General features: G+C 66.2%; 10 protein-coding genes. 1 reads left to right on the forward strand and 9 read right to left on the reverse strand.

Translation table 11 applies throughout. From position 1 onward, the window contains the following. The first annotated feature begins 65 nt into the window (after positions 1-65). Entirely contained in the window at positions 66-416 is a 351-nt protein-coding gene (locus tag ACQY78_RS08730; RefSeq protein WP_428684685.1) for a VOC family protein, read from the forward strand. On the opposite strand, the gene selB is transcribed toward ACQY78_RS08730, so the two are convergent. From selB to ACQY78_RS08775, 9 genes are all read right to left on the reverse strand, one after another. Continuing rightward, positions 385-2,304: a selenocysteine-specific translation elongation factor gene (gene selB / locus ACQY78_RS08735; protein ID WP_428684687.1), complete on the reverse strand. Its 1,920-nt coding sequence runs from the start codon at positions 2,302-2,304 to the stop codon at positions 385-387. The two genes, ACQY78_RS08730 and selB, sit on opposite strands and share 32 nt — an antisense overlap. Continuing rightward, the gene (locus ACQY78_RS08740; protein ID WP_428684689.1) at positions 2,301-3,023 is read right to left on the reverse strand and encodes a tetratricopeptide repeat protein; all 723 of its coding nucleotides are present in this window, start codon (positions 3,021-3,023) and stop codon (positions 2,301-2,303) included. Before ACQY78_RS08740 ends, selB begins: the two co-directional genes overlap by 4 nt. Positions 3,024-3,057: 34 nt before the next feature. Further along, on the reverse strand, positions 3,058-4,386 hold the full coding sequence (gene selA, locus ACQY78_RS08745; RefSeq protein WP_428686342.1) for an L-seryl-tRNA(Sec) selenium transferase: 1,329 nt from the start codon (positions 4,384-4,386) through the stop codon (positions 3,058-3,060). Positions 4,387-4,524: 138 nt separating this feature from the next. Next, entirely contained in the window at positions 4,525-5,493 is a 969-nt protein-coding gene (gene fdhE, locus ACQY78_RS08750) for a formate dehydrogenase accessory protein FdhE (protein ID WP_428684691.1), read from the reverse strand. Beyond that, on the reverse strand, positions 5,463-6,092 hold the full coding sequence (locus tag ACQY78_RS08755) for a formate dehydrogenase subunit gamma (protein ID WP_428684693.1): 630 nt from the start codon (positions 6,090-6,092) through the stop codon (positions 5,463-5,465). Before ACQY78_RS08755 ends, fdhE begins: the two co-directional genes overlap by 31 nt. Then, positions 6,089-6,994, reverse strand: a complete 906-nt coding sequence (gene fdxH, locus ACQY78_RS08760) for a formate dehydrogenase subunit beta (RefSeq protein WP_428684695.1) — start codon at positions 6,992-6,994, stop codon at positions 6,089-6,091. Before fdxH ends, ACQY78_RS08755 begins: the two co-directional genes overlap by 4 nt. Positions 6,995-7,008: 14 nt before the next feature. Further along, positions 7,009-10,101, reverse strand: coding sequence for a formate dehydrogenase-N subunit alpha (gene fdnG / locus ACQY78_RS08765; RefSeq protein WP_428684697.1), 3,093 nt, complete (start codon positions 10,099-10,101; stop codon positions 7,009-7,011). 172 nt (positions 10,102-10,273) lie between these two features. Next, positions 10,274-11,515 (reverse strand): hypothetical protein, encoded by a 1,242-nt coding sequence (locus ACQY78_RS08770; protein WP_428684699.1) that lies wholly within the window; start codon positions 11,513-11,515, stop codon positions 10,274-10,276. A 10-nt stretch (positions 11,516-11,525) separates the two neighbouring features. Further along, positions 11,526-13,823, reverse strand: a complete 2,298-nt coding sequence (locus ACQY78_RS08775) for a xanthine dehydrogenase family protein molybdopterin-binding subunit (RefSeq protein ID WP_428684701.1) — start codon at positions 13,821-13,823, stop codon at positions 11,526-11,528. Between the last annotated feature and the right edge of the window lie 87 nt (positions 13,824-13,910).

The following is a 13,910-nucleotide window of genomic DNA, read 5'->3' on the forward strand; positions in this document are numbered from 1 at the left end:
ATTCACCAGAACCAATCCCCTGTCACCTCCCGTGCTAGGATGAATCTCTCAAGGAATTCAAGATCATGACCGTCGAGCTCAAATACATCATCGCGAACGTCTCCGACCTCGCCGCAGCGGTTGCCTTCTGGCGCGACACTGTCGGCCTGAAACCCAAGTTCGAGACCCCGGAATGGGCCGAATTCGACACCGGCACCACCAGACTGGCTCTCCAGCCAGCATCGCCGGCAAATCCGGCAGGGACATGGCAGCCGGGACTGCGCGTTCCCGATCTGGCCACCAAACGAGCCGATCTCGCCGCACGAGGCGTGAATGTCGGCGGCGCCCCCCACGAGGAGCACGGCTTCCTGCTGTCCCTCTTCTCAGGCCCCGACTCCGCGCCCGTCAGCCTGAGCGGACCGGTTCCGAAGCCGTAGGGGGCGGCCCGTACTGTCCGGCCTTCTGCGGGACCGCCCGGCGCAGGTCGCCCCGGCGGATCGTGATGCCGTGCCGGTCGAAGAATTCGAGGATCAGGATGGCGAGCTTGCGCCCATTGTCGAGCTTGTCGCGGAATTCGGCCGCGCTGAATTCGTGACCGAAGCCGTTCACGATGGCGGCCATCTCAGCCACGACGGGGCGCAGGAAGAAATGGTCCGGCGCCACTTCGATCACACGTCCGAGCTTCGATAGCCGCTGCAGCAGCCGGCGCGTGTCGACCTCCGTGGCGCCGTAGGCCTGGGCGAAGTCGCGGACGCGCGGCGGCTTGAAACGATCGCGCGTCATGTCGGCCGCGATCTTGTTCCACAGCGCCTCGTCACGCGACCCGAGCTTCAGCGAATGACCGGGCAGGCGCAGGAACGCGCCGTCGACGACCACGGTCTTCGCGCGAATTTCGCGGTCGAGCAGCACCTTGAAGACGGCTGCCGGCCAGCGGCGCTTCAGCGTGACCCTCAGCCGCTCGGCCTGGAGACCGGGCGCATCGGCCTTGGTTTCGTGAAAAGCCTTGAGCGTCTCGACGATGTCCGTGCGCGCGGCCTCGAGCGTCTCGGCAAGAAAGCCGAAGCCTTCCAGCGTCTGCCCGCCCGCCGCCCCGACGAGCGTCTCGACCTCGGCGGGGCGGAGATTGCGCGCCAGACCGAAGCGGGCGGCATCGACATAGCCGCTTTCCAGGCGCAGCAGCCGCTGCAGGACCTCGTCATCGTTCACGGCAAGGGCTGCCAGCTCCGCCAGTCGCCGCTCGGCGCGCCGGTTGCGCGGCGGCCCGAACGGATCGATCACCGCGGCCCCAGCCATCGTGCGCGTCGCGGACGGATCGCGAAGGATGACCCTGTCGCCCGCAAGCGCGCCGACCTTTTCGTCCAGAACGATCTGCGCGAGGGCGGTGTCGCCCGGCGCCAGCTTCTCGCCTTCGAGCAGCGCCACGCGTCCCATGACATGCGCAGAACCCAGGTGAACATGCACCGGCGACCAGTGCTTCAGGGGTTGCGCTTCGGAGGCGAGCAGGCTGAGCCGGACGTCGATTCGGTCCGTCGGCGCATGCAGTTCCGGACTCACCACCCAATCGCCGCGCTTGATCGCTTCCTTGGAGAGCCTGGGTCCGGCGAGATTGAGCGCACAACGTTCGCCGGCGCGTCCCACCGCCGCGGCCCGGTTCTGGGCATGCAGCGACCGCACCCTCGCCTCGATGCCGGACGGCGTCAGCAGAAGCCGGTCGTCGACCCTGATCTCGCCGGCGTGCACGGTGCCGGTGACGACGACGCCCGCTCCGGACAGGACGAAGCAGCGATCCACCGCAAGGCGCGCGAAGCCCGCAGCGCCCTTGCCGCTCTCGCCCAGGATCAGAAGCTTTTCCTTCAGCTCGTCGATGCCCTGTCCCGTCACCGACGAGACGGGCACGATCTCCGCGCCGCGCAGCGAGGTCGTGGCGAGCAAGGTCTCGATCTCGGCCATACGCTCGAGCTGCTGGTCGTCGTTGGCGAGATCGGCCTTGGTGAGGGCAACGATGCCGCGATCGAGGCCCAGCAGGTCGAGGATCTGCAGATGCTCCACGGTCTGGGGCTTTATGCCTTCCGCCGCCGACACGACCAGCAGTGCCGCATCGATGCCGGTGGCGCCGGCCAGCATGTTGTGCACGAACCGCTCGTGACCGGGCACGTCGACGAAGCCGAGTTGGCGTCCATCGCCCAGATCGCTGTAGGCATAACCGAGATCGATGGTGATGCCGCGTGCCTTCTCCTCCTTGAGCCGATCGGCGTCGACGCCGGTCAGCGCCTTCACCAAAGCGGTCTTGCCGTGATCGATATGGCCCGCGGTTCCCACGATCATGACAAAGGCTCCTCGGCCCGACGCTCCGCTTCGGCACGCTGCGAGGGCCTGGCATGGGCCCGCGCCTCCTTGAGGAAGCCGGCGGCCAGCTCGCCCGCACCGCCCATCTCTGCTCGCCGCAACCAGTGCAGCGCTTCCACCACATCGCGATCGATGCCCTTGCCGGCGAGACAGGCCGCCCCCAGCATCGCCTGTGCCTCCGCATGGCCGAGCCGGGCGGCGCGTCCCCACCAGTCGGCGGCCGCGGCCGCGTCGCGCTCGACGCCCAGCGCGTTGTGATGGATGTCGCCCAGCCGGGCCATGGCCGCCGCGCTGCCATGTGCCGCCGCCTTCTCTGCCCACAGACGGGCGCCGGCATAGTCCTGCGGGCAGCCTCCGCCCAGCAGCTTCATCCACGACAGCATGTCCTGGGCCTCGACATCGCCTTGCTGCGCCGCCGCCTCATACAGCCGCGCGGCTTCGACGTGGTCCTGCGGCACGCCCCATCCTTCGTAATGACAAAGGGCGAGATTGCGCTGGCCGCCGGCGTCGCCCCGCTCGGCCGCGCGTCGAAGCCAGAGGGTTGCCTTGGCGTGATCCTGCTCGACCCCGCGCCCCTCGAGGAACGCGGCCCCCATGTTGCTCTGCGCCCGTGCGTTGCCCTCATGGGCGAGCGGCGCCCACAGGTCCAAGGCGACGCCATAGTTGCCGGATTTCCACGCCGCGAGCGCCTCTGCCATCCGCTGCTCTGGCGGTGGCGTGCGATCGAGAAGCCTAGCCAGCCACGACATGGAGCTTGTCCAGTTGGGCGACGAAAGCCGTCTCGTCGTCGAGCGTGCGAAGATCGAAGTAGAGCGTAGCGTCGCTGATCCGGCCGATCACAGGAATGGGCAGGCGACGAAAGCGATCGGCAATCCGGTCGAGGCCTTTCGCTTTGATGGCGATCGCGAACGACGGCAGCAGGTCGACCGGCAGCGCGCCCGAGCCGATCTGCCCGCGCACCTCGCCGACGCTTGCAGTCGCATGATCGCCAAGCGCCGCCTTCACTGCCGGCAGAAGCCGCTCCGCCACCGCGCGGATTTCCGCGGCCGGCCGCGCGAGAGCGCGTATGGTCGGAAGGCGCTCGGCCAATCGCGCCGGATCGGCATAGAGCCTCAGCGTCGCTTCGAGGGCCGCCAGCCGCACCTTGTCGAGGCGGAGCGCCCGCTTCATCGGGTTGCGGGCGATGCGCTGGATCAGCGGCTTGCGGCCGACCAGCAGGCCGGCCTGCGGGCCGCCCAGCAGCTTGTCGCCGGAGAAGGTCACGACATCGACGCCGGCGGCGATGGCCTCGCGCGCGGTCGGCTCGTGCGGCAGGCCCCAGGTTTCAAGATCGGCCAGGGTGCCGCTGCCGAGATCCTCGATCAGCGCCACGCCCTTTTCGCGCGCCAGCGGCACCAGCTCGGCCGCCGCAACCGACTTGGTGAAGCCCTGGATCGCGTAGTTCGAGGGATGGACCTTCATGATCGCGGCCGTGTCGGGCCCGATCGCCGCCGCGTAATCCTTGAGATGGGTGCGGTTGGTGGTGCCGACCTCGACGAGCCGGCAGCCGGCACGCGCCATGATGTCGGGAATTCGGAACGCACCACCGATCTCGATCAGCTCGCCGCGCGAGACGATGACTTCCCGGCCGGCGGCCAGCTCGCTCAGCACCAGCAGCACGGCGGCGGCATTGTTGTTGACCGCCGTCGCGGCCTCCGCGCCGGTCAACCGGCAGAGCCAGGGCGCGATGTGATCGTCGCGCTCGCCGCGCGCACCCCCCTCAAGGTCGTATTCGAGCGTCGTCGGCGACCGCATCGCCTCGACGGCGGCGGCAATGGCCTCCTCGGCGAGCACCGCCCGGCCGAGATTGGTGTGCAGGACGGTGCCGGTGAGGTTGAACACGCGGCGCTGAGAGGGCTGCAGGAATACACCCAGTCGCGCCGTGCACCAGGGAACGCAGGCGGCTTCGTTCGCGACCTCGGGAGTTCCCCGCCGCTCGTCGACCCAGGCCCGGAGCGCTTCGACGACGAGCGGGCGGCCGGCGCGCGCGATCAGCGGCGCGACGGTCGGCCAGGAGGCCATGCGATCGATCGACAGGGGACGGGTTTCGGGGGCGCCATCGGCGCGGTCGGCACGCGACACGGGATTTTTCCTACCAGAGAAAGGCCGGACGTCCGGTCCGCCGACACCCAACATGGCTCAGCCCCAACGGCCGATCAATCACTTCTCCGGCGGCTCCATCATGCCCAGTACGAACGGATTCGGTACGCGCGCGAAGCCCGCCTCGCCCACCAGCACATCGAGCCCGAGCGAGGCCAGGTCGTCCGCCAGCGGTTCCAGCGTGCGCACCTTCTCCAGATAGAAAACCTTGGAATAGCCCTGGCACACCTCGCAGCATTCCGCGCGGAGATAGGAGGTGCCTGCCAGATTGCGGAACGAGATCTTGTCGGTACTGCCGCAATGCACGCAGCGCACCCGCGTGTAGCGCCACGACGTGGCGCACAGCGAACAATGAAGGTGCCGGTGGCCGAACTTCGTGCCGCCCGGCGAGACGAGCCCGGAGACAGGCGGCGAACCGCAGGCCGGACAGTCGCCCCCCTCCTCGGCGCCCGAAAGATCGGCGGGATCGAGCAGGGCCGCCATGCGGGTCCACACGACCTGCAGGGCCGCCGCCACGAACACCGCCTGCGCCGCCTCGCCGGCCGCCACGTCGCCGCCGAGGAAACGATCGGCGAGCGCCTCGAGCGATGCGGGACTGGCCTGCAGAAGCGCCTCGCGGGCCGCGCGGGCCGCTTCGGGCAGCACCTTGTCGTCGATGCTGTCGAGAATGCGCGACAGCGCCACACGCCAGCTCTCGTCGCGTGGCCGGATCGAGGGATCAAGCGGTGCACGCTGCACGAGGCGAGCCTTGCCGATCTCCGCCGAACCCGGCAGCGAACCCGGTGGCAGGCCCGACAATGCCTGGTGCTGCGCCTGCACCAGCGCCGCGATCAGGTGAAGAAACCCCTCGAGATCGTGGCCCGGCGCCAGCGCCTGGAGACGGGCGGCGCGGCGTTGAAAGACCGTCGACAGGTCGGGCAGGCGAATGCGCTCACCCTCGGCGGCGGCGCCGAGGATGTTTTCGCCGTAGGCAGACGCGGGATTTTCGGGACTGGAGGTCAGGGTTTGCCGACTTCCTGGCGGAACCACTTGCGATGATGCTTCCACGCCCAGCCGCCGCTGACAGAACCACGTGTCATGGCGCTCATCGTGCCCTTGACCCAGATGGCGGCGTAGACGTGCACGATCCAGATCAGGATGGCGCCGATGGCGCACAGCGCGTGGACAACCGCCGACAGCCGCTTCTGGTCGATCGTCGTGTAGGAGAAGAAGTAGGTGTCCCACAGCACGAAGCCGCTGCCGAGCAGCAGGAGGATCAGGATCGACTGCCCCCAGAAGACGAGCTTCTGACCGGCATTGTACTTGCCGAGTTCGGGCAGCCCCTCTTCCTTGTTGTTGATCACCGATCCGAGGTTCTTCATCCAGACCGTGTCGTCACGGTTCCACAGGTTGAGCATGAAGAAGCGGAGGAACAGGCCGAGGAAGCTGACGGCGAGGACGACGCCGATCCACGGATGGATGGCACGCGTGATCTGCCCGCCGCCGAACAGGTAGGTGAGGAAGTAAAGCGAGGGATGGAACAGCGCCATCCCGCTGAGCGCGAGCAGGATCAGCGAGACCGCGGTGACCCAATGGTTGATGCGGGCCGCCGTGGTATAGCGGCTCACCGACTTGGCGTGTTCGCTCATGCCCGATCGCTCCCGGCCACTTCGGCCGCCTTCTCTTCGTCGTGCTCGGTGACCCTGTTCGGTCCCTTGGTGACGTAGTGCATGAAGCCGAAGGCGCCGGCGAACGCGATCGCGGCCAGCGAAAGCGGCTTCATCACGCCCTTCCAGATGCCGACCAGCGGGCTGATGCGGGGATTGTCGGGCAGCCCGGCATAGAGCGACGGCTTGTCGGCATGCTGCAGCACATACATGACATGCGTGCCGTTCACGCCCGGCGGATTGTAGAGCCCGGCATTCTGGTAGCCGCGCGACTTCAGGTCGGTGATGCGCTTGCCGGCATGGGCGATCATGTCTTCCTTCGTGCCGAAGTAGATCGCCTGTGTCGGGCAGGACTTGGCGCAGGCCGGAGCCTGGCCGACAACGACCCGGTCCGAGCACAGCGTGCACTTGTAGGCCTTACTCGTGGCCTGCGAGATACGCGGAATGTTGAAGGGGCAGCCCTTCACGCAGTAGCCGCAGCCGATGCAGTTGTCGGAGATGAAGTCGACGATACCGTTGGTGTACTGGACGATGGCGCCCGGCGCCGGACAGGCCTTGAGGCAGCCCGGATCGTCGCAATGCATGCAGCCGTCCTTGCGGATCAGCCATTCGAGATCGTCGCCGTGCTCGTACTCCGTGTAACGCATCACGGTCCACGAGGCCGTCGTGAGATCGGTCGGGTTGTTGTAGGTGCCGTCGGTGTAGCCGATCGGCTGGTCGAGCTGGTTCCACTCGAGGCAGGCGGTCTGGCAGGCCTTGCAGCCGATGCACTTGCTGACGTCGATCAGCTTGGCCACCGGGACGGCGGCTTTCGCGTCGGCGGCCGGCGGCGGCACGCTGGAGGCGGACCGGCGACGGAGGTCGAGGGCTTGCATCACGGACATCTCACCCTCCCCGATCAGGCCACGGCCGGCTGAGAAGCCGGCGGGGTGGTTTTCTTCACATCGACCAGGAACGCCTTGTATTCCGGCGTATTGGTGCTGGCATCACCAACCGGCGGCGTCAGCGTGTTCAGCGGGTAGGATTTCCGTGCAAGGCCCACGAAACCGAAATGGATCGGCAGGCCGATCACGTCGCAGGCCTTGCCGTCGACCATCATCGGCCGGAAGCGCTTGGAGACCGAGGCCTTGGCCTTGATCATGCCGCGCTGGCTCGACACCTCGACCCAGTCGCCGTTCTTGATGCCCTTTGCCTTGGCCAGTCGCTCGCCCATCTCGACAAACATCTCCGGCTGGACCACGGCGTTGTCGTGCACGTTCTTGGTCCAGTAGTGGAAGTGCTCGGCGAGGCGATACGAGGTGGCCACGATCGGGAACTTGTCCGGCGTGCCGAAGGACTTAGCATCGGCCGCGAACACCCGAACCACCGGATTTGTGGTGATCTTGGGATGCAGCGGATTGGCGATGTAGGCGTCCATCGGCTCGTAGTGCTCGGGGAAAGGCCCGTCGGGCATGGCGGTGCGGCTGAACAGCCTAGCCGTACCTTCCTGGTTCATGATGAACGGGCCGACCGCCTTGTCGGGCGCGACGGTGGGCGCATAATCCGGCACATCCGCACCGACCCAGCGCGAGCCGTTCCAGGTGATGTACTTCTTGCGCTCGCTCCACGCCTTGCCGTCCGGATCGGCCGAGGCGCGGTTATAGAGGATGCGCCGGTTGGCTGGCCAGGCGTAGCCCCAGTTTGGATGGACGCCAAGGCCGCTCGGGTCGCTGGCGTCGCGCCGCATCGACATGTTGCCGGCCTCGGTATAGACGCCGGTGTAGATCCAGCAGCCGCCCGAGGTCTTGCCGTCGTCGCGCATCACGGCGAAGCCCGGCAGCAACTGGCCCGCCTTCAGCATCACCTTGGTGGGATCGGCCGGATCAGGCAGGTCCTCCAGGGCGTAGCCGTTGATCTCCTTCAGGAGTTCGACCGGCTCGGGATGCGCGGGCTTGGCGTAGTTCCACGTCGTATTGACGATCGGATCAGGAAAGGCGCCGCCTTCCTTCGAGTAGAGCGCGCGCAGGCGGCTGTGCAGATCGGCGATGATCTGGATGTCGCCACGCGATTCGCCCGGCCCCTCCACGGACTTCCAGTGCCACTGGATCACCCGGCTGGAGTTGGTGAATGTCCCCTCGTCCTCGGCATAGGCCGTGGTCGGAAGCTGGAAGACCTCGGTCTGGATCGCCTTTGGATCGACGTTGTTGAACTCGCCGTGGTTTTCCCAGAAGCGCCCCGTCTCGGTCTCGAGCGGATCCATGATGACGAGCCACTTGAGCTTCGACAGCCCCGCCTGAACCTTGGCCTTGTTGGGCGCCGCCATCATGACGTTGAGCCCCTGGCAGAACAGGCCGTTCATCTGGCCGCCCGCCATCATGTCGACGATCTTGAGAACGTCGTAGGCGGTGTCGAACTTGGGCAGATAATCGTAAGCCCAGTCGTTTTCCCGGGTGGCCGCCTTGCCGAACAGGCTCTTCTGCTGGCTGACGAAGAACTTCCCGTAGTTCTGCCAGAAGCTGGTCTGGCCGGGGCGGATGGGCTTGAAGGCACGCGCCTTCATGTAGTCGGCGTAGGTCGCCTCCCGCTCGTTGGGCAGGACAAGGTAACCCGGCGTCGACGTCGTCAGCAGCCCGAAGTCGGTGATGCCCTGCACGTTGGAGTGGCCGCGCAGCGCGTTCACACCGCCGCCCGGGATGCCCATGTTGCCCAGCAGGAGCTGGATCATGGCCATGCTGCGGATGTTCTGCGCACCGGTCGTGTGCTGGGTCCAGCCGAGCGCATAGAGCGAGGTCATCGAGCGCTCGCCGTTGGCCGTCGTCGCGATCAGTTCGCAGACCTTCAGGAACTTGTCCTTCGGCGTGCCGCAGATCCGCTCCACCATCTCGGGCGTGTAGCGCTCGACATGGGCCTTCAGCAGGTTGATGGCACAGCGCGGGTTCTGCAGCGTCTCGTCGACCTTCGCCATGCCCTGGTCGTCGAATTCATAGTCCCAGGTAGAACGGTCGACATAGTTCTTCCGCGCCGCGTCATAGCCCGCGAACAGCCCGTCCTCGAACGTGAAGCCTTCCTTGACGATGTACGAGGCGTTGGTGAACGCCTTGACGTATTCCCGATGGATCTTGCCGTTGCCCAGCAGGTAACGCATCACGCCGGACAGGAAGGCGATGTCGGTCCCCGGCCGAATCGGCGCGTAGAGGTCCGACACCGCGGCCGACCGCGTGAATCGCGGATCGACCACGATCAGCTTGGCCGCGTTGTTGGCCTTCGCCTCCGTCACCCACTTGAAGCCGCAAGGATGGGCTTCGGCGGCGTTGCCGCCCATGATCAGGACGACATCGGCATTCTTGATGTCGTTCCACGAGTTCGTCATCGCACCGCGGCCGAAGGTTGGGGCCAGACTGGCCACCGTCGGTCCGTGTCATATTCGTGCTTGGTTCTCCAGCGCCAGTATGCCGGTCGACCGGATGGCCTTGTAGGTGAGGTAACCCGCCTCGTTGCTGCAGGCGGAGCCGGCGAGGAAACCGGTGCTCACCCAGCGGTTGACCGTGACGCCGTCGCGATTCTTCGCGATGAAGTTCTTGTCGCGGTCTTCCTTGGCGAGCTTGGCGATGCGCTCCATCGCAAATTCCCAGCTCACGCGCTCGAACTTGTCGGAGCCCGGCTTGCGGTGCATCGGATATTGGAGGCGGTTGACGCTGTTGGCGAAGCCCAGCGACGCCGCGCCGCGCGCGCAGAGTGTGCCGCGATTGATCGGGTTGTCCGAATCGCCCTCGATGTGGACGACCCGCGCCTTGGAGTCCTTCGCACCATCGGCCGACGAATAGACCAGGACACCGCAACCCACTGCACAGTAGGGGCAGGTATTGCGGGTCTCTGTGGCCTTCTCGAGCCGGAAGGGCCGGACACCGGCGGCGAGCCCTTCGCCCGCCCCCAGGAAGCCGAGCGCACCGACGGAAGAGGCGGCGAGGCCAGCGGCGCTCACCTTCATGAATTGCCGACGAGTAACGGCCATGTTTCGCTCCATCCCTAGCGACGCCCACGAGGCAGTTGACTGCCTCTTTTTCTGCGCGACGTCTCGGACAGTGAAACTCGGCACAGGCCGTGAATCAACAGTTATTTCGAGAGTGACTCAAAGTGGAGGGCCTACCCCTGCGTGCAGTCCGGGATCGCCGCCGCAAGCCCTCTCAGGGCTTGCGCTGGAACCCCCAGGCCTCCGCGAGGATCTCCGCCATCCGGGCGGCGATGATCCGGTTGCCCAGGCTCTCGTGCGCGGCATCCCGGGCATAGTGAATGTGGTCGGCGTAGATCGTCCCCTTTTCCCCGACGAATATCTGCGTCAGGTCGTAGACGGGCGCCCCGCCATCGCGCAGGCTCATGAGTCCAGCGGTGATGTTCTTGTAGATGTCGCGATAGGAGAGATCGCCGACGACGCGTTTCTCTTCCTCCGTTAGCTCCTTGCCGATCGCCGGGGCGGGCTGGATGAAGTAGGCCGACTTCACGTTGTTGTCGCGCGCGACGGCGAATGTGGCCCGCACATATTTCTTGTACAGGTCGAGCTGGACGTCGAAGGCGAGCTTGTGATTACGCTGAATGTCCTCCGGCAAATGGAAGATGCTGTTCAGCGTCGTCTTCTTGGTCGACTTGAAGATGTCCTTGCCCTTGGCGGCCTGCTCGATTCCCCTCACCACCATGTAGGCGGCGTGCGAATGGCCGAGGACAGGATTGAGCGCCAGGGTGCCGGCGATCCGGCCCATGACCCAGCCGATCGCCGCGTCGCCGAAATTCTCGTCGGCAACGAAGGGATTGACGTCGAGGAAGTTGCTGAGCGGTCGCTCCAGCCGTTCGCCGAAGCCCGGCCAGAAGAAATAATGCTCGTTGAATCCGCCGAGGACCGCGACCGCGTCGACCGACGACGCATAGAGAGTGAAGAGGATGAAGGGCTGCGGCTCCTTCCAGGCGCCGTCGCCGCCGTTCAGGACGAGGAACGGCTTGCCGTTCGGGCTGATGTACTTGTTGTTGAGTTCTTCCTCGAGGTAGCGCGGCGCGGGCGGCGGCGCATTCTGCCCGAGCTGCGACGCCACGGATCCGCCGGTCAGCATCACGACATAGCGGTCGGTGGGCTTCAGGACCGGATAGTCCGGCCCGAAAAGCCCGACATTGTTGACCCACGGCAGGCCGCACGGCGGGTTGGCGTGGTGGACGAAGCCGACATAGGGATGCGGAAAGAGCGTGTCGACATAGCGGCACGCCGTCCCTTTGGTGGCATCCCGCACGTAGGTGTTCTGCGTGCGGTCGAACAGCTCCTCAGCCGGCGTGTAGCGGCCGTCTTCAAGGTACATCCAGACGATCGCCGTGACTTCGAGTGCGGCGAGCGAGAGGACGATTCCAAAGAGGATGGAGATCCAGCCGAAGATACGCTGTTTCATCTCCCGCTCGTTACTTCCTCGTTTCCTGGATGGCCTGCCAGACGCGCTGCGGCGTCGCCGGCATCTGAATGTTGCGCACGCCGAGCGGCCACAGCGCGTCCATGATCGCGTTCATGACGGTCGGCGTGGAGCCCACCGTGCCGGACTCGCCTACGCCCTTGGCGCCGATCGGATTGCTCTTGGCCGGCACCGTGTCGTCGAGCTGGTTGTTGAAATTCGGGAAGTTCTCCGCCCGCGGCATCGCATAGTCCATGAACGAGCCGGTGACGAGCTGACCGCTCTCGCGGTCGTAGACGTTCTCCTCCAGCAGCGCCTGGCCGATGCCCTGCGCGCAGCCGCCATGGATCTGGCCGAATACGATTGGGCGGTGCAGCGGCTTGCCGACATCGTCGACCGTCGTATAGCGCTTGAGCTCGACCATGCCGGTGTCAGGATCGATCTCGACTTCGCCGACATGGGCGCCGTTGGGCCAGGCGATGCCGTCGACCGTGTTCACGTTCTCGATGAAGATGCGCTTGTCGGGCTGCTTCGCCGCCAGCTCGCCGAGGCCGATGCCGCGATCGGTGCCGGTGATCGTGAAGCGGCCGGCCGAATAGACGATGTCGGCGGTCGCCGCCTCGAGCGCGTCAGCCGCCAGTTCCTTGCCCTTGTCGACCAGCTTCTCGCTGCCGCTCAGGACCGCGGAGCCGCCGATATAGGCCGAGCGCGAGCCCATCGAGCCGACACCGCCGACGCGATCTGAATCGCCCATGGCGATCTCGATCTTGGATGGATCGATGCCGAGGAGTTCCGAGGCGAGCTGGGTGAAGCTGGTCTGCAGCCCCTGCCCCATGCCCTGGGTGCCCATCCAGATCACGACCTTGCCGTCTTCCTTCACCTCGTAATGCGCCATCTCGTTCATGACGTTGGCCGAGGTCCATTCGACATAGGAGGCAAGACCGCGGCCATAAAGCTTGCCGCGCTTCTCGGCTTCCGCCTTGCGCGCCGCGAAGCCGTCCCAGTCGGCCGCCTCGAGCGTCTTGGTAAGGAAGAGGTTGAAGTCGCCGGAATCGTACTTCTCGCCCATCGCCGTGGTGTAGGGCATCTGCGAGGGCTTCACGAAGTTGCGCCGACGCAGTTCGGCCGGATCCATGCCGATCTGGCGCGCCGCCGTATCCATCAGCCGCTCGAGGTTGAGGATGCACTCGGGCCGGCCCGCGCCGCGATAGGCGCCGATCGTGGCGGTGTTGGTGATGACGCAGGTGATCCGGAGATCGATCATCGGGATGTCGTAGGTGCCGGTCGTCACCTTCGGGCCGACGAACAACGGGATGACCACGCCGCCGCGCGACGGGTAGGCGCCGATATTGGCGAAGGCCTCCATGCGCAGCGCCAGGATCCTGCCGTCCTTGTCGAAGGCCATGGCTCCCTTGTGGAACTGGTCGCGGCCGGCGGTCGTCGCAGCGAATTCCTCGCTGCGCTCGGCGCGCCAGCGCACCGGACGCTTCAGCACCTTGGCGGCCCAGACGGCCACCGCCTCGTCCGGCTGGATGCCGACCTTCATGCCGAAGCCGCCGCCGATGTCGCGCACGACGACGCGGACCTTGTCCTTGGGCATCTTCAGGATGACGTCGCACAGCGTGTCGCGCGTGACCGACGGGTTCTGGCTGCCGATATGGACGATCAGCCGGTCGTTCTCCCACTCCGCCATCACCGCGCGCGGCTCCATGGCGTTCACGATCAGCCGCTGGTGCACGATGTCGAGCGACACGACGTGGGCAGCGCTCTTGAAGACTTCCTCGGCCTTGGCGTGGTCGCCGAACTTGTTGTAGCCGGCGATGTTTCCGGGGGCACCGCCCCAGACCTGCGGCGCGTCGGGCTTCAGCGCATCCTCGATCTCGGTGACCGACGGAAGCTGCTCGTACTCGATCTCGACCAGCTCGACGGCATCCTGTGCCTGCTCGCGCGTATCGGCCACGATCGCCACCACGGCTTCACCGACATAGCGTACGACCTCGTGCGCCAGCGAGCGGCGTGGGGTCATCTCGGGCTTGCTGCCGTCGGCGGCAGGAAACATGGCCGGGAAGGCGAAATTGCCGACGCCTTCCTTCTCCATGTCGGCCCAGGTGAAGACCGCGACCACGCCCGGCGCCGTCTTGGCGGTCGCCGTGTCGATCTTCAGGATTCTTGCATGGGCATGCGGGGAACGAACGAGGACCACATGGGCCTGGTTCGGCCGCGACAGGTTGTCGGTGAACCCGCCCGTACCGGTCAGGAGCCGGTCGTCCTCGACACGCTTGATGTACTGAGCCTTGCCAAACACCGCCATACGCCACTCCCGCCGCGAAATCCCATCCGGATCGGCCGGACTATAGCGGCGAAGCGGCGTCCCACAAGTCAGCGCGACGCATCGCCC

It is taken from the genome of Reyranella sp., assembly GCF_965279625.1.
Classification (GTDB): domain Bacteria; phylum Pseudomonadota; class Alphaproteobacteria; order Reyranellales; family Reyranellaceae; genus Reyranella.

Bases quoted from the DNA above. Each gene is read 5' to 3' on its own strand.
- selB (WP_428684687.1), bottom strand. From the start codon at position 2,304: ATGATCGTGGGAACCGCGGGCCATATCGATCACGGCAAGACCGCTTTG.
- selA (WP_428686342.1), bottom strand. From the start codon at position 4,386: ATGGCCTCCTGGCCGACCGTCGCGCCGCTGATCGCGCGCGCCGGCCGC.
- ACQY78_RS08740 (WP_428684689.1), bottom strand. From the start codon at position 3,023: ATGGCAGAGGCGCTCGCGGCGTGGAAATCCGGCAACTATGGCGTCGCC.
- ACQY78_RS08755 (WP_428684693.1), bottom strand. From the start codon at position 6,092: ATGAGCGAACACGCCAAGTCGGTGAGCCGCTATACCACGGCGGCCCGC.
- ACQY78_RS08775 (WP_428684701.1), bottom strand. From the start codon at position 13,823: ATGGCGGTGTTTGGCAAGGCTCAGTACATCAAGCGTGTCGAGGACGAC.
- ACQY78_RS08730 (WP_428684685.1), top strand. From the start codon at position 66: ATGACCGTCGAGCTCAAATACATCATCGCGAACGTCTCCGACCTCGCC.
- ACQY78_RS08770 (WP_428684699.1), bottom strand. From the start codon at position 11,515: ATGAAACAGCGTATCTTCGGCTGGATCTCCATCCTCTTTGGAATCGTC.
- fdxH (WP_428684695.1), bottom strand. From the start codon at position 6,994: ATGTCCGTGATGCAAGCCCTCGACCTCCGTCGCCGGTCCGCCTCCAGC.